Origin of the sequence: Streptomyces sp. NBC_01591, assembly GCF_035918155.1 — a bacterium.
Classification (GTDB): domain Bacteria; phylum Actinomycetota; class Actinomycetes; order Streptomycetales; family Streptomycetaceae; genus Streptomyces.
On the sequence record NZ_CP109327.1, the window covers coordinates 436,203 to 453,396 of the forward strand.

Below are 17,194 nucleotides of genomic sequence, written 5' to 3' on the forward strand. Positions count from 1 at the left end.
GTATGTGATCAGCGCCTCGTAATCTCCACGGCCAGGGGATGCACGGGACGAGCAGTCAAAGCGGGGGCAGCACATGACATACCGGCGCGTGGTGATATCGGCGCTGGTGGGCGGGCTGCTTCTCGCAGCGCTTCTGTGGTGGGCGGGGCGAGTGCGCAGGCACTGCACCTGCCGGGCGCCACAAGCGTGTTCGGCAGCCAGGCAGCCGCCGAGCTCGAACGCTGGCTCATCCCCTGGTCGTACGACCCTCCGGCCTCGGCTCAACTCGGCGCCGAAGTGTCCAGCGGGATCGGGAACACGGCCGGGACCGACAGCACCCGCTACCTCTCGCTGTACGCAACCGCGCAGCAGATCCGGTTCGCCGCGGTCTTCGCCTTCTTCGTGCCCGTGGCGCTGCTCTTGATCGGCAGGGCTGCCCCCGGTGCACGGCCGGATGCCGGCCGCGCTGCTCGCGGTGTGGGCCTGGTGGCCGGGACTCTGGCGGTGGGCCGTCTCCGCGCCGTGGCTGATCGCCGCGCAGGGGCATGGCAGTTACCGCTTCCTGCCCCAGCTGGCGAGCGTGATCTCCTCCGGGCGGCAAGTACTGCTGGGGACCGCGCTGGTCGCGGCGGTGGGAACGGTGCTCGTCGCGCGGGTCACCGCCAAGGGCGCCGGACCGCTGCCGCAGGTGGTCGTCCGGGTGCGCCCCGCCCGGCTGGCCACCACCGCCGGGACCGCGGTGATCGCGCTGTCCCTGGTGGTCCTCTCGTACCAGCCGGTCGCCGCCGCCCTCCAGACGGTCTCCCCCGACGGCGGGCTGTTCGCCGAACCGGGCGATCTCCTGCGCCAGTGGCTGCTGCTCGGCGCCTGGTCGATCCCGTCGGGCGCGCCGATCGGCGACTGGCTCCTGTACCGGGCCGCCGTTGTGCTGCTGCTCGCCGTGGTGCTGGCACTGCGGCGGCCGCCCCGGCTGCTCACCCGGACCACTGTCCCGGCGATGGCCGTGGGCGCAGTCTGCGCGACCGTCCTCGGGCTGCTGGCGAGCCAGCTGCTCCGGATGGCGACGGACGGGGTGGGACTGCGCTGGGGGCTGCTGCAACTTGCCGCCGGCATTGGTGGCGGCGTGCCGGCCGCCCTGACCTGTGGGCCGGCGGCGGGAGTCGCGGCTGCCGTGACGCTGCGGGTGGCCGAGGACCGCACGGAGACAGTCGACGCCACGGCCTCCGTCCAGGCTTCCGACCGACCCTAGTACGGTCGGGCCGCGATGAGATCGGGGTTCGCTACGGAGCTACGGCACTGCCACCATCTCGCCTCAACGCTCGCCGACCGGACCGCCACTGGGGCAAGCAGGTCCGCCCCACCCGGACCTCGGGCCGCCGAAGTGAAATGCGGTCCCTGGCTGCCAGACCGCCACGTCCTCGGATGAGCAGCTTCAACACGCACCGGATACGGGTCTGCGACGAGAGCCTGCTGACGCTCGTCCGGCATACGAATCTACGGTCGTGCCTCGTGCACTTCGCCCCCCTACGGCTTCCGAGCCACGTATCACCACCTCTGCTTCAGTGCGGGAATTTCCAAACACTTGGAGAAGGATCCGAACTCGCTCGTACGCGCGGCAGGTCAGCGGCGAAACCCAGGAGTGGCAACGCCCGGGCACTGGCCACCTCGCCGCTGTCCGAGCTGATCACCAGCACAGAAGGGTAGAAGGATCAGGGGCGCCTATCGGTGCGTGATCGAGCCGGAATGCGCGACGGATGGCGGATGACCTCTTGGGTGACAACCGTGAGCATGGTCCTCATGGATTCCGAACTCGGAGCATTCATCCCGTTGTTCCCCCGCGAACCGACCTGAACGACCCGGTCACCGCGCCCACCGTCCCGATAGGATCGGCTCATGGGTAAGGGGGGAAGCCATCCTCGCGATCGTCGTGACCGCGATACTCGGGCTCAGCTCGCTGTTGATCTGGTACGAATCGATGTCGCGGTGGCGGGAACTGAAGACGCCGCAGGCCCCGCGTGATCCAGCCCGCTACTTCCGAAGGCGCATGTTCGCATGGGAAAGCGCACCGGTGGAGGCAGCCCGGTGGAAGTCGACCAGCAGCAAGGTCACCGCTGACGACGCCGACGGCGTCGAGGTCGAGGTCGCCCAGATCCTCGCTGTCCTCGACGGCACGAGCAGCGACGACGTCAACGATATCCACACCAGGCTGCGGCTACGGCTGCCCGACGGGCACGAGACCGTGGTGAACACGTTCGTCAATGACACCATGAACGTTCGCCCGGGCATGTTCGTGCCAGCCCGGCCGTTCCGTGCCGGGCTCAGTCATGTGTCGGGCGACACCGTCGAGCCGGTCGAGAACCTCTCCCCCGCGGACACCCGCCGCCTTCTGCTCGATCACCGTCGTGGGCTGGGGCTTCTGGACGACTCCTGCGATGCGCTCATGACCGGCCACGCCGGACTGACAAAGCTCACCGCACTGAGCCCGACCGGCCGAGTGCGGTCCGGACACGTGGAAGTCGACCTGAGCGTCCAGCCGGACGACACCGGGTCCGGGGTCGTGTCGGTACGGGGGGTTCCTGCGCCCCGAGGAGATCGCTACCGCCCGGCACTGCGGCGAAGTCCCCCTGACCCAGCCGGCCCGAGGACAGTGGGCACTGTGGCCCACGTGGTACTGACCATGGTCGCCGCCAGCACGCCTGCTCACGGTGACAGGGGCGCCGGATGACTTCATGGTCGCCCAGCACGCCAGGTACGTCCGGCGGATGCGGGCACGCCGGCGCCTCACGATCCCACTGGCAGCGCTCACGATCGTGGTCACCATGGTCTGCCTTGCCCGATTCGGCTGGTCATGGTGGGTACTTCCGGGAGGATTCGGAGCATTGTGCGCTCTCGGGATCGCGAACTTCGCCAACCACGGCGAAGGTGAGCGGGGACGGCCTGACACCACGGTAGAGGTCACCTGCGTCGTCGGTGTCGAGATCCTCGACTGGGGCACCACCGACGCTGCCGGGCAGCACGGCGTGCGCGTGATCGGACGGCCCCTCGGGTATCCGCGCCCCAACCGCCGGTCCCCACCCCAGCCGTTCCAAAGGCGTATGCACCATCGTGCCCCGGACACTCTGAGTACCCGACACACCGGAAGCCTCAGGTCCTGGGCACGCCCCGGTCGCGGCTGGTGGGCTCATGAACGTCCTCGCCCGGTGGGCTTTTCAGTTCTCGCGGCGCGCAAAGCGGCGAGGCGGAGGATGTCTGGGGCAAATTCGCTCGCGCTCGCGTGACTCTTCTGATGTGGTGATCGGCACGAGGCGCTTTGGAGCGAGGGGACTGCTGTGGCGGACGACGGATGCATATTCTGCGCGATAGTGCGCGGTCAGGCGGATGCCAGCATCGTTCATGAAGATCAGTCGGTGATCGCCTTCATGGATCTCCAGCCCGTCAACCCAGGCCACTTGTTGGTCGTTCCCAAGACGCACGCGGTGGGGCTGGAGGATCTCCAGGAGGACGTCGGCGTCCAGGTCTGGAAGGTGGCGCACCGGCTCGGGCGGGCATTGCGCCGATCAGGCCTGCGGTGTGAGGGCGTCAACCTGCTCCTTGCGGACGGCAAGGCAGCGTTCCAGGAAGTTTTCCATGTGCACCTCCATGTGATCCCCCGCTTCGCAGGTGATCCCTTTCGCATTGGCTCCGACTGGCGTGTTCATGAACGAGAGCAGCTCGACGAGACGTCTGCTGCCGTCCGCAGCGGTCTCGCCGCCCTGGACGCCTTGCAACGTTGACGCCCGATGGGTGGGCCGATCCCAGCGATCGTCAGTTGTCTGGAGCGGCTTCGGGGTCGGACGGCCCCGCGATCGCCCTGGATCGAAGAGGCCGACCGCCACAACTTTCCACCCGTCGCTCATCGCTCACCAATCCCTGGCGGCGATCAGCTCCTCTACGTCTGCGTCCGAGAACCCGTAGGCCGACGCCACGAACCAGAAATCCTCGGCTATCTCCTCCCGCGCAACGGTCTCGATCTCACTCCCTGCCGCCTCGAACTCGGCCTCCAGCAGGTTGAACTGCTCCGTCGCCGCCTCCGTGAGCACATACAGCGCCGGCAGATCCGCCGGCCGCTCTGCCTCGATCCGCTCGCACAGCTTCAGCAGGATCGTCCTGCCCTTGTCGAGGACGTGATCCGGAAAGTATTCGTCCGCGTACAACTGATGCAGAAAGGCGTGCTCAGTCACCTGCTGGTTCGTGATCGGCATGGTGCCCCATCTCTCTCGAAGAGCCAACGTGCCGATCATGCACCACGCCACTGACAAGCTCGGCGCGAGACCCGGGACCAGCACTTTCACCACGCGCCCCAGCACCCCAGTGCGCTGCTTCGCGTTCCGTGCGCGAGTTACGCGGCGAAGCCGATATGGGTCACGTACGCGTACCGGCTCCGGCCCGCCGAAGGGCCGGGCGGAACTGCTCCAGCAAAGCGACAGCGGCGTCCCGGTCCGGCTCGCAGGTGAGCTTCTCGCCCTCCTCGTACGGTGTGACGCGCAGCGCCGCTGTCACAGTGTCGGGATCCCAGGCGCCCGCGCGAACCGCGGCCAGAAGAGCGGTCAGAGCACGTTCCTCGGCCTCGCCCTCGGTGTGCGCGTACAGTGCCTCACCGGCCTCGGCGAGCAGATGCCGGTCGTCGACGACGTGCTCGACCACCAGGCCCGGCACTCCCAGCGCGGAAACCCACGACGTCCCGTCCCAGCGGGCTGCGCCACTGAACGTCCGCTCCGTCTCCCCGGCGAAGGGGCCCGGCAGTGCGGTCAGGCCCAGCGCGGCGGTGACGTCGTCGGCGTTCAGGGGAGCGCCACGCTCGTCGTGGTCAGTCACCACGAGCACGGGTGCAGCTGGGCTCAGGTCCAGTACGAGCGAGCTGCCGCCCCCGTCGTCGTACGCCACCAGCACAGGCTCGGGGGCATGCCGCGGCCGCAGTCCGGCGGAAGCGAACACCGCCACCTGGAAGGCGATGCCCGCGGTCAGCGCAGCGGCGAGGGGAGCTGGGACCAGCCAAGGCGCTTTCTCATGGCCCCAATTGTGTCGCCCACCACCGACAGCCCCGGCGAGGGCGTGCGAGACTCGACCGACCCGGGGCACCGCTGGTTCCGTGACCACCTGACGGCCACGGTCCTGGACCCTTCCGGGACGGTGGACGAAGGCTCCCAGGGCAGCGCAGGGTTGTAGGGGCGAGTGCGGGGCCGTACTCGTACACCCGGAAGCACCCGCTGAACCTAGCCCCGGTCGGTGGCATGCTCCTTCAAGAAGGCGCCTGCGTGGGCGGCAGCTTCTTCCTTCGTTGCGTAGTACGAGGTGCTGTCGGCCTCATCGCGTGTTCCATCGGCCCCCTCTCCGGCCCATCGCCAGCCACCCGCTGAGGGGTCCCGGGTCAATTCGGCGCTGCCACCGCACAGTTCGATGCGGCTCGGCTCCGCTTCCGCGGAGGCCGGCCTGTCGACGGCATCGGGCCATTTCTTGCGGGCGCCCTGCCGGGTAATGCCCCAAGCGGCACCCAACTGCTCGTAGCTCGCTCCATAGGAGCCGGCTGTCGTTGCTGCGATCGCTGTCAGCCGCTTGACTTCCGCGTCCACCACCTTCCAGGTGGTGAGGATCGACAGAGTCACGCCGACAGGGTCGGCATCCCACATGCGCTCTTCAGGAAGTCCGGTCGCTCGGGCACGGATGGCCGAGGCGAGTGGGTTGAGGGCGTCCAGAAGAGCCTTGTCAAGGGCCGTCTGTTCCGCAGCGGTGATCTCAGGCAGCATCATGCAGGTAACTCTAGTTACCAAATAGGGATCCTGCAACAAAAGTTACCAAGGGCTGTCTGGGTCGCGATGTTCACAGGTCGGTCCAGACATGCCCTGGGTAGTAGTTGGACTCGCCTCGGAAGAACCGGTCGGCGAGGTCACCGATACGTTCGAGGCACTCCTCGTAGTAGGCATCCGGTGCCGGTCTCGGAAAGGCGGGGTGCGATGTCCACGACGGCACGGCCGTCGCGACCTCGTAGAACCCTTCGGCCAGCCAGCGATCGATCTTCTCGCTCGTCTCGAACTGTGCGCATGCTGCCCGCATGGCCTGCTCCAGACGGGTAAAGGCGGTCCGGTCCCACTGCCGGCCACGCAGCTGGAGAAGGAAGCTGCCCTCCTCGGCGTTGAACTCCCGCCTCAGAACTTCGATCGTCTCGTCCATGGGACGAGATCATGGCAGCTGCGAAAGGCATCGGTTCAGCGGGGCGGGGAACTCACCGTGCACCCTGTTCAGATCCACCTGTCGGGTTCACCGGGCCCCCAGCCTCGCTGCAGGGACTGCGTCTCCGTCACCGCCATCCGTGCCGACAACCACGCGTCGTACACTGCGGCCAGGCGCGGCCCGCCGCTGCCGGACCGGACCCGGTCGCGGTACACGTGCAGCTCGGACTTGGGCATCCTGCCCACCCAGCCGACGTACTCGAGCAGCGTCATCCCCCGGTCACGCGCCTCCTCGGTGAGGATGGTTCGGTGGTGGTCGGAGATCTCGCCGATGCGCTCCGGGTGGACCTTCGTACGGATGAGGGTGCCGTCGCGCAACTTGTCCATGGTCCAACCGGCGTTGTCGTCGGCGGCGCTACCGCCGTTGCGTCGCATGGTCATGTCCAGGATTGTCGTACCAACGCCCGGCATGCAGCCACCCCTCCGGCATGGCTTCCCGGCGCGGCAGCGACGACAAGTCATCCCCGACGAAGGGTTCCAGCGTGCTCCACCCGTACGCGCCTATCTGTCGCGGGAGGCCATGGCACAGGCCGGGTTCCCGTCGGCGCCGGACGCCTGTGTCGCGAGCATGCCGATCCGCGAGACAGGTTCGCGCCTGCCCGCCCACGAGACCCTGGACTATGCGCGATCAACGAGCAACTCCGTCAGGGAGTCGGCAAATTGCGTGAGCCAGTCCAGTCGTGCACCTCGCCGCGCCCTACGAAATCCGTGGCGGCGGCCCCAGAACGCAGCCTGGACAGCATGGAACTGTGCCCAACGCCGGGCGCGTTCGCGGTCGACCTCGGCCGCCTCGGCGAAGACCTGCAGGGTGCGGTCCAGCGCCTTCCGCAGGTCGCCCGCTTCGAGGAGCGTCAGCGCCTGCGACTTGAGCAGAGTGCCGGCGTCGTACGCCGGGTCTCCTGCGTACCCCTTGGGGTCGACGGCCAGCCACGGCTCACGGTCGGCGCGCAGGATGTTACGAGCATGCAAGTCGCCGTGGATGAGGGTGTCCGGCTGATCGCGGCCCAGCTCCCGGACGGTCGCCACTGCGGCGTCCATCGCATACCGGGACAGCGTGTGCGTCAGCTCCTCTGCGTCCTGACGGAGTTGGGCCTCCCAGGCATCGGCCTGCTCGCGAAGCCGGGGAAGTCCAGGCGGCGCGGGGACGGCCAGCTGACGACTGATCCGCCCTGCGACCCTCACCACCTCGTCGCCCTCTGCGGCCTCTGCGGCCTCTGCGGCCTCCGCCAGCGTCGACGACCCGACCCGCTCCAGCAACATCGCGAAGTGCTCGTCGTCGCGCTCGTGCAACAGCACGGCTCCGCGTCCGCCCCAGGCCGCGAACGCGTCCGGCTCGTGGACGTTGCCGGGGTGAGGAAAGGAAACCTTCACCACGGCCGCCCCCTCTGCCGGCCGTCGCACCGGAACAATGACCCCGACGCCTCCATGCATGACCTCGCCGTCCGGCACGCATTCCCAGCGCCCCAACAGCTCTTCCACAAGCCTTGGCAGTTCGGAAAGCCAAACCGCTCCGGGCTCACCCTCGCGCTCGATCGTGCTCCTCGCGAACCCTTCTGGTACTTCGATCATTCCCGCACCCTACGCACCGGCCGAGCGCGCCGGCGGTGGCTGCCAGCCCGTTGCCGCCGCCCAGCGTTCGGCAGCGATCATCAGGATCTCGGTGGCCGGGGCCTTGATCTGCCCGTAGTCCAGTAGGTCCGGCACGCTGTGGGACAGCCGTCGTTTGAACGCTCCCCACTCCCCACGGGCGGCTTCATCGGCGCGCAGGTAGTCGCGGAACAGGAGAGCGAAACGGCAGTTCGGGCCGCCTTCCTCGCGCAGGTGGACGTTGCAGCTTCGCGCACCCACCGGAGGCGCGAACACCAGCTTGCGGCACTCCTGTCCGCCCGAGGTTTCCACTCGGTTCCACGGCTCGGGGCGACAACGGAAACCGATCGCGGCAAGGAGCCCGATCTGCCCGGTTTCATGGATCGCGTCCACGCGTACCTGGATGTCCACACAGTCCTTGGCCGCCAGGCCCGGCACCGCTGTGGACCCGACGTGGTCGATCGCACGCGCGTGGCTCCCCAGAGCCCTGTACAACTTCCCGGCCAGCCGCTCGAAGTCCACCCCTCTCTGTCAGCCTTGGGTGAGACATCCCGTTCTGCGGGGTTAGCCTGAGAGGGCACGACAGGAGAACCGTCCCTTATGCCCAGTACAGAGCCCGTCGGGTCCGAGCCGGCGCCGAGGCCGAAGCGCCGCACTTTCACCTCGGAGTACAAGCTGCGAATCGTCGCCGAGTACGACGCCGCGCCCAGGAACGAGAAGGGTGCGGTCCTGCGCAGGGAACGGCTCTACCACTCGCATGTCAAGGAGTGGCGGGCCGCCCGGGATGCCGGGGCCCTGGAAAACCTGGTCGACCGCCGGACCAGCCCGGCCCGTGCGAAGAAGTCCGCCGCGGAGGTGGAGAACGAAAAGCTGCGGCAGCAGGTGGAGCGGTTGCAGAGGGACCTGGCACGGAACAAGGCCGCACTCGAGGTGATGGGAAAAGCTTCCGCGCTCTTGGAAATGATCTCCGAGAGCGCGGACTGAAGCCTGCCGCCGACCCTGTCGTGGACGAGGCGTTCACCAGCGTCGAGGTTCAGCTGGGCATCACGGCCGCCTGTCGGCTGACCGGCCGCTCCCGCGCCACGCATTACCGTCGGCTCCGGCCCCCACCACCACGCAGAACACGTGCCCCACAGATGCAGCCGTCGGCCCTGACGGCCGAAGAGCGTTCTGCGGTACTCGAGTTGATGAACGGCGACGAGTACGCCGAGCTGGCGCCCGCGCAGATCTGGGCCCGCGAGCTGGATGCCGGGCGCTATCACTGCTCCGTCTCGACGATGTACCGGATCCTGCGCGAGCAGGATCAGTCCGGTGAGCGCCGACGGCAGGCCACCCATCCCGCCAAGGCGGTGCCCGAGCTGGTCGCCACCGGGCCCTCGCAGGTGTTCACCTGGGACATCACCAAGGCGGCCGGGCCGGCCAAGGGCGTCTGGTATCACGCCTACGTGATCATCGACATCTTCAGCCGGTATATCGTCGGCCACACCGTCGAGCGAGCCGAATCAGCTGTGCGGGCCGAGGAGCTGATCCGCGAGACCATCGCCCGCAACGGCATCGTGCCCCAGACCGTGCACGCGGACCGCGGCACCTCGATGACGTCGAAGAAGGTCTCCCAACTACTGATCGATCTGGGCGTGACGCGGTCGCACTCGAGGCCGAAGGTCTCCAACGACAACCCTTACAGCGAGGCCCAGTTCAAGACCACGAAGTACATGTCGGATTATCCTGAACGGTTCGATTCGCTGGCCCACGCCCGCGAGTGGTTCGACGCGTTCATCGCGTATTACAACCATGAGCACCGGCACTCGGGTATCGGCTGGCACACACCAGCCTCCGTCCACTTCGGGACCGCCGAGGAAGTCCGCGACCAGCGCGCGGTCACCCTCGCCGAGGCATACGCCCGCCACCCCGAACGCTTCGGCCGCCGCCCCAGACCACCCGAGATACCCCAGACGGCCTGGATCAACGACCCGGCCAAACGCAGGGAACCCGCACCACAAACCTCATAGCGTCACGACCGTCTCACTGGACTTGAAATCTTCCGACCGGCCACTGCGACCGGTACTCAAGCACGGCCACTGCGGCCACTTCATCGGCAAACGGCATGGCTCCAGCCTGAACCCTTGCGCGCGTCCTGGCTGCTGAACGACCGGAATCAGGGCAACCTGGCTACGCCCGCACCAGAACGTTCTACCGGTCTGCCGGCTACCTTCCGTTCCCGTCCGCTCCAGGGGCCCCTGCCCGCAGGCCGTCCATCACAAGGTCCAGGAGGCGCGTCGCACGCGGCTGCCAGTCGCTGTGCGGGTCGATCTGCCAGAGCCCGGCGATGGCGAGCACGAAGTCGTCGGGGGTCAGACCCGGACGGATGGTGCCGGCCTTCTCGTTCGCGTTCAGCAGCAGTGTGACCGCCTGAGTCACCGGGCCGTGCCCCAGCTGGGCCAGGCTGCCGTACTTGCTGGTGGACTTGCGCAACGCGTCGGCCAGGCCGGCCTTGGCCATGGCGTACTGGGCGAGACGGTCCATCCACTCCCTCAGGGCCCGGTCAGGTGCGCGGGTCCGGAGCAGTTGGGCCGCGGTGTCGGCGACCTGTTGCATCTCGTAGCGGTAGACCTCCAGGACGAGGGCCTCGCGGTTGGGGAAGTTACGGTAGAACGTGCCCTGCCCGACGCCCGCCTTCTTCGCGATGGTGCTCAACGGGGCGTCCGCCGCCCGCGTCAGCTCGGCCAGTGCGACTTCCAGGATGCGCTCACGATTCCGTCGCGCGTCCGGGCGCAGCGTCGCGCATTTCTCGTCCCGCACTCGTCCTCCTCCCGGCAGGCGCAGCCAAGTCCGCCCTTGCTGAGCGGACAGCTGTCCGCTAGGTTCGACGAAAAAGTGGACAGCTGTCCGCTTGGATTCACCATAGCTGCAGATCCGGCCGTTGTGGCCGGCCTGCGCCCACCGTCAATGGTTCGTTCGCCCTCATCGCCCTCTCCCTCCCGGAATGTCCACCGGGATCGTCTCGTTCGACGCGCATCAGCAATGCGAAAGAAGGCTGATCATGACCCCATCGACGTCCAGCGCCATCACTCTGAACATCAATGGCGAGAAGTACGCACTACCCGTCGACCATCGCACCACCCTGCTCGACGCCCTGCGCGAGCACCTCGACCTGACCGGTTCCAAGAAGGGCTGCGACCAGGGGCAATGCGGCGCCTGCACGGTGCTGCTCGATGGCCGCCGGGCTCTTTCCTGCCTCCAGCTCGCAGTCGCGGCCGAGGGGCGCGCGATCACCACCATCGAAGGCGTGGCCGACGGCGAGCGCCTCCATCCGGTGCAGCAGGCCTTTCTCGATCTCGACGGCTATCAGTGCGGCTACTGCACACCCGGGCAGATCTGTTCGGCCATCGCGGTGATCGAGGAACACGCGGCGGGCTGGCCGAGCGCGGTGACCGACGATGTCCGGCCCGAAGCGGGGGTGCCCGCGCTCAGCGCGGAAGAGATCGGCGAGCGCATGAGCGGCAACCTGTGCCGCTGCGGCGCCTATGTGTCGATCGTGCAGGCGGTCGCACGAGCCGCGGAAGCGGCCGAGGCCCAGGGCGGGGAGGCAGTGGCATGAGGGAATTCGGCTACGAACGAGCCTTCGATGTTTCCGGAGCGGTCGCTCTGCTCGGTTCCGATCCCGACGCCCGTTTCCTCGGCGGCGGCACCAACCTCGTCGACCTGATGAAGGCCGGCGTGGAAAGGCCGGCGCTGCTCGTCGACGTACGAGAACTTCCGCTCGACAGCGTCGAGTTAACCCACGACGGCGGACTGCGCATCGGCGCGACCGTCACCAACAGCGATCTCGCGGCCCACCCCGACGTACGTCGTCACTACCCGGCTTTGGCGCAGGCCGTGCTGGCCGGTGCCTCGGGGCAGTTGCGCAACATGGCCACGGTCGGCGGGAATCTGCTCCAGCGGACCCGGTGCGGCTACTTCACCGACATCAGCAGGCCGTGCAACAAGCGTGCCCCCGGCAGTGGTTGTCCCGCCGTCGACGGCGAACACCACAACCACGCGATCCTGGGAGCCTCCGAGCACTGCATCGCCACCCATCCCTCGGACATGGCGGTCGCGCTCGCCGCGTTCGACGCCGCCATCTCGTACGAAACGGCCGACGGGCCGGGCGAGTTGCCGATCGACGAGCTCTATCCGCCCGTGGGCGACACACCGCACGTCGAGACCGCTCTTCCGCCCGGCGCGCTGATCACCGGCGTTACGCTGCCGCCCGCCCCGGTCGCCGCCCACTCGCGGTACCGGAAGGTGCGCGAGCGCGCCTCGTTCGCGTTCGCGATCGGCTCGATCGCCGCCGCGCTCGACATCCAGGACGGTGTCGTACGCGAAGTACGTCTCGCGCTCGGGGCCGTCGCGTCGAGGCCGTGGCGGGCCCGTGCGGCCGAGCGGGCACTGATCGGCAGACCAGCGAGCGCGGAGGCGTTCGCCGCCGCGGCGGATGCCGAACTGGGGGCCGCCAAGGCCCTTCCCGAGAACGGATACAAGGTGACGCTGATGCGCAACCTCGTCGTGGCCGTGCTGACCGAACTCACCGAGGAGGTCTCCCGATGACCACGACGACCGGGGTCGCCGCCGCGACAGGAGCAGTCGGCTCCGCCCGCACCCGGGTGGAGGGCCGCGACAAGGTCACCGGGGCGGCCCGCTACGCCGGAGAGGTTTCCTTCGCCGAACTCGCCCACGGCTGGCTGGTGTTGTCGACCGTGGCCCGTGGCCGGATCCGCTCTGTGGAGGACGGCCCCGTCCTGGCCATGCCCGGCGTCCTCACCGTGCTGCACCACGGGAACGCGCCGCGCGTCGACACCGAGTACATGGGCATGCTGGGGCGGCCGAACCCCGTCCTCGGCATCTTCCAGCACGACCGCGTGCCCTTCGTGGGCTGGCCCGTGGCGTTGGTGGTGGCCGAGACGTCCGAGCAGGCCAGGGAGGCCGCCGAGGCGCTGGTGGTTCGGTACGACGTGGAGCCGCACGATGTCGCGTTCCACGCCGGCCGTTCGGATGCCTACACGCCGGAGAGCACCCCGATGGTCCAGCCCGAGACGGAGAAGGGGGACGTCGAAGCTCAACTCGATGCCTCCGCCGTCGTCGTGGACGCGGAGTACACCACTCCTGAGGAGCACCACAACCCGATGGAGCCGCATGCGGCGACCGCCCGTTGGGACGGCGGTCGGCTCGACGTCATCGACTCCAACCAGGGCAGCACCTGGGTGGCGAGCGAACTGGCGCAGCTCTTCTCCCTCGATCCGGCCTCCGTGCGGGTGCGGTCCGAGCATGTCGGGGGTGCCTTCGGATCGAAGGGGCTGAGCCCGCATCAAGTTGCGGCCGTGATGGCCACGACCGTCCTCCACCGCCCGGTCCGTGTCGTACTGACTCGCCGACAGATGTTCTCCCTCATCGGCTACCGCAGCCCCACGGCACAGCGGATCAGGCTCGGTGCCGACGCCGATGGCCGACTGCGTGCCTTCGACCACCGGGCGCAGAGTCTCACGTCGACCGTGTACGAGTTCATCGAGTCGAGCGCCGCGCTGGGGCGCGTGATGTACGACGCCGACGCGCATCACACCCTTCACCGGCTCGTACGGCTCGACGTACCGACCCCGACGTGGATGCGCGCGCCGGGCGAGGCACCGGGGTCCTTCGCGCTCGAATCCGCCCTCGATGAGCTGGCCGAGAAGTGCGGCGTGGACCCGATCGCGCTGCGCGCACGCAACGAACCCGAGACGGGCCCCGTGTCCGGGCTGCCGTTCAGCAGCCGCAATGTGCTCGCCTGCTTCAAGGAGGGCGCCCGCAGGTTCGGCTGGGCGGACCGTGATCCTCGTCCCGGCCTGCGCCGTGAGGGGCGCTGGCTGCTCGGTACCGGAACGGCGGCGGCCACCTATCCCTCGGGGGTCGGGCCGTCCACCGCGGCCGTGACCGCGGAGCCGGACGGAACCTTCACCGTACGGATCAACGCGGCGGACATCGGAACCGGGGCACGGACCGCGATGACCCTGGTCGCCGCGGACGCGCTGGAGGTGGATCCGGACCGCATCCGGGCGCGCATCGCGGACAGCGGCCTCGGCCCGGCGATGATCGCCGGCGGCTCGATGGGAACGCGCTCCTGGGCGTGGGCGGTGACGGTCGCCGCGGACGAACTACGGGAGCGGCTGGCCCTGGGAGGCGGCATTCCGCCGGAGGGAATCACCGCCCGGTCGAACACGGCCGAGGCAATCGGTGCCCTCACGAAGAAGGAACGCCACTCCTTCGGAGCGCAGTTCGCCGAGGTCGCGGTGGATGTGGACACCGGTGAAGTGCGCGTGCGGCGGCTGCTCGGCATCTACGCCGCAGGCACCATCGTCAACCCGCTCACCGCCCGGAGCCAGTTCATCGGCGGAATGACCTGGGGACTGTCCATGGCGCTCCACGAGGAGGCGGTCAGGGACCTGGCCTCGGGCGGCCATGTCGGCGCCGACCTCGCCGGCTATCACTTCGCCGCGCACGCCGACGTGCCGCTCATCGAGGCCGACTGGGTGGACGACCCCGTCCCGGGCGATCCGGTCGGGATCAAGGGCATCGGCGAGATCGGCGTCGTGGGAGTGGCCGCCGCGATCGCCAACGCGGTGTGGCACGCGACGGGCGTACGCCACCGGAATCTACCGATCCGCCCGGATCGCGTCCTGCGTGCGGCGGACGAGGCCCGGCGACGGGCGGCGGGAGGAGCCCGGAGTGCTTGACATCGCCGAGGAGCTGAGCCGGTGGTTCGAGGAGGGCCGGGACTTCGCCGTCGCCACCGTCGTGGCCGTCAGCGGCAGCGCGCCGCGCGGTCCCGGCGCTGCCCTGGCCGTCGACAGTGATGGCACTGCCATCGGCTCCGTCTCCGGCGGTTGCGTGGAAGGCGCGGTGTACGACCTGTGCGTCCAGGCGCTCCTGGACGGGCGGACGGTACGCGAACGATTCGGCTACGACGACGAGGACGCCTTCGCGGTGGGGCTCACCTGCGGCGGCGTCATCGAAGTCCTGGTCACGCCGGTGCGCGTGGACGCGCCGGTGTTCCGGGCAGGGGTTTCGGCCGCGGGCCGAGGCGAGGCGGCGGCACTCGCCCGGGTGGCCCGGGGCGCGGTGGAACTGCTCGGCCGGGCGCTGCTCGTCCGACCCGACGGATCGTACGAGGGCAGTCTCGACGGACAACCGGAACTGGACCGGACGGCGGTGGCAGAGGCCCGTGCGATGCTGGACGCCGGCCGAACCGGCACCGTCGAGATCGCGGAGGACGGGTCGCGCTGTCCGGGCGGCGTGACGCTGTTCGTGGAATCCAGGGTGCCACCGCCCCGGATGATCGTGTTCGGCGCCGTGGACTTCGCGACGGCGTTGGTCCGGGCGGGCAAGTTCCTCGGCTACCACGTCACCGTGTGCGACGCCCGGCCGGTCTTCGCCACTCACGTCCGCTTCCCCGAGGCCGACGACCTGGTGGTCGACTGGCCGCACCGCTATCTCCGGCGCACCGCGACCGACGAACGTACCGTCCTGTGCGTGCTCACCCATGACGCCAAGTTCGACGTTCCTCTCCTGGAGACGGCACTGCGGCTGCCGGTCGCTTTCGTGGGCGCGATGGGCTCGCGCCGCACCCACGAGGACCGCAACCGCCGTCTGCGCGAAGTCGGCGTCACGGTCGATGAGTTGGCCCGCCTGCACTCCCCGATCGGCCTCGACCTCGGCGCCCGCACCCCCGAGGAGACGGCCCTGTCCATCGCGGCGGAGATCGTCGCGGCGCGCCGGGGCGGGACGGGTGTTCCACTGACCGGTTCGGGCGCACCTATCCACCATGACGTGGACAGGAGGGAAACGGAGGAGGCCCGCTCCCGAGCGGCAGCATGATCTGGCGGGTCCGGGTGGCTGTGCGATCACGAGGCCGGATGGCTGCCTGGCCATGACGGGCAGCCACCCGGGAGCAGGCACTGTTGGGTTGCAGCACTTTGCGCCCGCCGACGGGTGATACGTCGGCAGCCACGGTGATCGCCCGTGTGCTCGCCGATCACCGTGGGCAGGGATTCGGCGAGGAACTGTATGCGCGCGGGCTGAAGAGGGCACGGGAACTCGGTGCCGAGGTGGTCGAGACCGTCGTCCTGTCGTCCAACGAGGACGGTCTGCGGTTCGCGCAGAAGCACGGGTTCGTCGAGACGGAGCGCTACCTGCTGCCGGGAGACACCATCCCCTGGATCGACATGCGGCTCCCTTGAGCCGACCGCCTGCGGATCATTACCGAGCCGCCCCAGCCGCACCGCACCCGCGAAACGGAGATACGAGATGAGTGACCACGGGGTCACGTGGATAGCCGACACAGACATCACCTGGTCCGGCCGCCGCAGCTACCTGGCGCGCGGCGTGGAGGTCTAAGAACTGGTCGCCCGCATCGCGAAAGACCTCGCCCCTGTTCCGCTGGGTGAGTACACAGCCAGTGGCCTTGAGGGGTACAGCAACGCGCAGAGCCGCGAGGTTGCTGCCGTTCGCTACGGCACCCACAAGGACCTTGCTTTCGCGGTCGCCTACGGGTACTGGCGGGGCGAACTCGGCCCGGGCTACAGCAATGACATCTCCAATGAGGACGGGGAGGAGGTTTTCGAGCTGTACTACCAGTCGCCCCGCTCATCCGGCCGGACGGCGACGGCGACGGTGAGAAGCATTCGCGCCCGCTCGTGGCTGGGCGGATGGCCCGTGCCACCCGCCCGCAGGCGGGGACACGGGCCGACCGCACCGCGGTCTCAGCCCGGTGCTTAGCTCGGCGTGCAGAGCCGACTCAGAATACGAACGGTCCGGGCGACTGGGCGGACGTCGCGTTGCAGGTGGCGGTGATACCCAGGACCACGACCTTGAGGGACGTGGCCACCAGGCTGTCCCCCGAGGCGACGGTCCCCTGGAGCGGGCCTGTCGACACAGGGCTTCCGGCGGGGATGGCGGGGTTGGAGTTCCCGGTGAACGTCACCGTTCCCGTGCCCTTGTTCGTGAGCGTGAGTGTTGATTTGACCGAGTTCGCCCCGACGCTGATCGGTGCGGTGATGGCGGAAGTCGAGACGTTGATGGTCGCGGTCGCGCCGTTCTGGGTGGCGGTGAGGGTCGCGCTGCCCGAGCCGTAGACTCCGCAGTCGAAGGAAATCGTGGCGGTGGTGGGGGTGACCGCCTCAGCTGTGGGTGCCAGCGCGAGCGTGCCCGCGGCGAGGGCGGAACAGATGGCGAGTCGCCGTATGCCATACCTCATGGTGGTTGCCCTTCATGTGGGGGGACTGCCGACGCGCTTAATCGACGTGGCGCGCCGGAACACAGCAATTCCCTGACGAACCGTCAGCGGAGATTGC

At 68.7% G+C, this 17,194-nt stretch carries 18 protein-coding genes and 2 pseudogenes; 11 read left to right on the plus strand and 9 right to left on the minus strand.

The window, feature by feature from the left end:
* Positions 1-73 precede the first annotated feature (73 nt).
* From OG978_RS02320 to OG978_RS02330, 3 genes and pseudogenes are all read left to right on the plus strand, one after another.
* A pseudogene (locus tag OG978_RS02320) lies at positions 74-1,228 on the plus strand (hypothetical protein).
* 678 nt (positions 1,229-1,906) lie between these two features.
* Entirely contained in the window at positions 1,907-2,704 is a 798-nt protein-coding gene (locus OG978_RS02325; RefSeq protein ID WP_326763563.1) for a hypothetical protein, read from the plus strand.
* Positions 2,705-3,308: 604 nt separating this feature from the next.
* Complete coding sequence (locus OG978_RS02330; protein ID WP_326763564.1) at positions 3,309-3,752, plus strand: HIT family protein; 444 nt, start codon at positions 3,309-3,311, stop codon at positions 3,750-3,752.
* A gap of 126 nt (positions 3,753-3,878) precedes the next feature.
* On the opposite strand, the gene OG978_RS02335 is transcribed toward OG978_RS02330, so the two are convergent.
* Both OG978_RS02335 and OG978_RS02340 read right to left on the minus strand, forming a co-directional pair.
* Positions 3,879-4,220: a DUF5713 family protein gene (locus OG978_RS02335; RefSeq protein WP_326763565.1), complete on the minus strand. Its 342-nt coding sequence runs from the start codon at positions 4,218-4,220 to the stop codon at positions 3,879-3,881.
* 160 nt (positions 4,221-4,380) lie between these two features.
* Complete coding sequence (locus tag OG978_RS02340) at positions 4,381-4,953, minus strand: hypothetical protein (protein ID WP_326763566.1); 573 nt, start codon at positions 4,951-4,953, stop codon at positions 4,381-4,383.
* Between the two features lie 72 nt (positions 4,954-5,025).
* Here OG978_RS02340 and OG978_RS02345 point away from each other — a divergent pair, with 72 nt between their 5' ends.
* On the plus strand, positions 5,026-5,184 hold the full coding sequence (locus OG978_RS02345) for a hypothetical protein (protein ID WP_326763567.1): 159 nt from the start codon (positions 5,026-5,028) through the stop codon (positions 5,182-5,184).
* A 47-nt stretch (positions 5,185-5,231) separates the two neighbouring features.
* Here OG978_RS02345 and OG978_RS02350 read toward each other — a convergent pair whose 3' ends face one another.
* The 5 genes from OG978_RS02350 to OG978_RS02370 all read right to left on the minus strand — a co-directional run bounded on the left by OG978_RS02350 (position 5,232) and on the right by OG978_RS02370 (position 8,354).
* Positions 5,232-5,765 (minus strand): hypothetical protein, encoded by a 534-nt coding sequence (locus OG978_RS02350; RefSeq protein WP_326763568.1) that lies wholly within the window; start codon positions 5,763-5,765, stop codon positions 5,232-5,234.
* Positions 5,766-5,835: 70 nt separating this feature from the next.
* Entirely contained in the window at positions 5,836-6,186 is a 351-nt protein-coding gene (locus OG978_RS02355; RefSeq protein WP_326763569.1) for a hypothetical protein, read from the minus strand.
* Positions 6,187-6,254: 68 nt separating this feature from the next.
* Positions 6,255-6,626: a hypothetical protein gene (locus tag OG978_RS02360; RefSeq protein WP_326763570.1), complete on the minus strand. Its 372-nt coding sequence runs from the start codon at positions 6,624-6,626 to the stop codon at positions 6,255-6,257.
* Between the two features lie 237 nt (positions 6,627-6,863).
* Positions 6,864-7,814 carry an aminoglycoside phosphotransferase family protein gene (locus tag OG978_RS02365; RefSeq protein ID WP_326763571.1) on the minus strand — a complete coding sequence of 317 codons (951 nt, stop codon included), beginning with the start codon at positions 7,812-7,814 and terminating at the stop codon, positions 6,864-6,866.
* Positions 7,815-7,823: 9 nt separating this feature from the next.
* Complete coding sequence (locus OG978_RS02370) at positions 7,824-8,354, minus strand: GrpB family protein (protein ID WP_326763572.1); 531 nt, start codon at positions 8,352-8,354, stop codon at positions 7,824-7,826.
* Between the two features lie 78 nt (positions 8,355-8,432).
* On the opposite strand from OG978_RS02370, the gene OG978_RS02375 reads away from it, so the two are divergent.
* Together OG978_RS02375 and OG978_RS02380 are read left to right on the plus strand one after the other, a co-directional pair.
* Positions 8,433-8,816: a hypothetical protein gene (locus OG978_RS02375; protein WP_266726502.1), complete on the plus strand. Its 384-nt coding sequence runs from the start codon at positions 8,433-8,435 to the stop codon at positions 8,814-8,816.
* A gap of 20 nt (positions 8,817-8,836) precedes the next feature.
* A complete protein-coding gene (locus tag OG978_RS02380; RefSeq protein WP_326763270.1) occupies positions 8,837-9,841 on the plus strand; it encodes an IS3 family transposase in 1,005 nt (334 codons plus the stop codon).
* A gap of 196 nt (positions 9,842-10,037) precedes the next feature.
* On the opposite strand, the gene OG978_RS02385 is transcribed toward OG978_RS02380, so the two are convergent.
* Positions 10,038-10,631: a TetR/AcrR family transcriptional regulator gene (locus OG978_RS02385; RefSeq protein WP_326763573.1), complete on the minus strand. Its 594-nt coding sequence runs from the start codon at positions 10,629-10,631 to the stop codon at positions 10,038-10,040.
* 241 nt (positions 10,632-10,872) lie between these two features.
* Between OG978_RS02385 and OG978_RS02390 the strand changes: the two genes are divergently transcribed.
* From OG978_RS02390 to OG978_RS02410, 5 genes and pseudogenes are all read left to right on the plus strand, one after another.
* Entirely contained in the window at positions 10,873-11,430 is a 558-nt protein-coding gene (locus OG978_RS02390) for a 2Fe-2S iron-sulfur cluster-binding protein (protein ID WP_326769905.1), read from the plus strand.
* Complete coding sequence (locus OG978_RS02395; protein ID WP_326763574.1) at positions 11,427-12,419, plus strand: FAD binding domain-containing protein; 993 nt, start codon at positions 11,427-11,429, stop codon at positions 12,417-12,419. The genes OG978_RS02390 and OG978_RS02395 overlap by 4 nt, the downstream gene beginning before the upstream one ends.
* A complete protein-coding gene (locus OG978_RS02400; RefSeq protein ID WP_326763575.1) occupies positions 12,416-14,578 on the plus strand; it encodes a xanthine dehydrogenase family protein molybdopterin-binding subunit in 2,163 nt (720 codons plus the stop codon). Before OG978_RS02395 ends, OG978_RS02400 begins: the two co-directional genes overlap by 4 nt.
* Entirely contained in the window at positions 14,571-15,719 is a 1,149-nt protein-coding gene (locus OG978_RS02405; protein ID WP_326763576.1) for an XdhC/CoxI family protein, read from the plus strand. The genes OG978_RS02400 and OG978_RS02405 overlap by 8 nt, the downstream gene beginning before the upstream one ends.
* Positions 15,720-15,796: 77 nt before the next feature.
* Positions 15,797-16,081 (plus strand): annotated as a pseudogene (locus OG978_RS02410) (GNAT family N-acetyltransferase); the annotation flags it as partial.
* A 557-nt stretch (positions 16,082-16,638) separates the two neighbouring features.
* On the opposite strand, the gene OG978_RS02415 reads toward OG978_RS02410, so the two are convergent.
* Positions 16,639-17,097 carry a hypothetical protein gene (locus OG978_RS02415; protein WP_326763577.1) on the minus strand — a complete coding sequence of 153 codons (459 nt, stop codon included), beginning with the start codon at positions 17,095-17,097 and terminating at the stop codon, positions 16,639-16,641.
* Positions 17,098-17,194 lie beyond the last annotated feature (97 nt).

Excerpts from the sequence above, each read along its gene's own strand:
- OG978_RS02335 (WP_326763565.1), bottom strand. The coding sequence starts at position 4,220 with ATGCCGATCACGAACCAGCAGGTGACTGAGCACGCCTTTCTGCATCAG.
- OG978_RS02345 (WP_326763567.1), top strand. The coding sequence starts at position 5,026 with ATGGCCCCAATTGTGTCGCCCACCACCGACAGCCCCGGCGAGGGCGTG.
- OG978_RS02350 (WP_326763568.1), bottom strand. The coding sequence starts at position 5,765 with ATGATGCTGCCTGAGATCACCGCTGCGGAACAGACGGCCCTTGACAAG.
- OG978_RS02355 (WP_326763569.1), bottom strand. The coding sequence starts at position 6,186 with ATGGACGAGACGATCGAAGTTCTGAGGCGGGAGTTCAACGCCGAGGAG.
- OG978_RS02360 (WP_326763570.1), bottom strand. The coding sequence starts at position 6,626 with ATGACCATGCGACGCAACGGCGGTAGCGCCGCCGACGACAACGCCGGT.
- OG978_RS02365 (WP_326763571.1), bottom strand. The coding sequence starts at position 7,814 with ATGATCGAAGTACCAGAAGGGTTCGCGAGGAGCACGATCGAGCGCGAG.
- OG978_RS02375 (WP_266726502.1), top strand. The coding sequence starts at position 8,433 with ATGCCCAGTACAGAGCCCGTCGGGTCCGAGCCGGCGCCGAGGCCGAAG.
- OG978_RS02390 (WP_326769905.1), top strand. The coding sequence starts at position 10,873 with ATGACCCCATCGACGTCCAGCGCCATCACTCTGAACATCAATGGCGAG.
- OG978_RS02395 (WP_326763574.1), top strand. The coding sequence starts at position 11,427 with ATGAGGGAATTCGGCTACGAACGAGCCTTCGATGTTTCCGGAGCGGTC.
- OG978_RS02400 (WP_326763575.1), top strand. The coding sequence starts at position 12,416 with ATGACCACGACGACCGGGGTCGCCGCCGCGACAGGAGCAGTCGGCTCC.
- OG978_RS02415 (WP_326763577.1), bottom strand. The coding sequence starts at position 17,097 with ATGAGGTATGGCATACGGCGACTCGCCATCTGTTCCGCCCTCGCCGCG.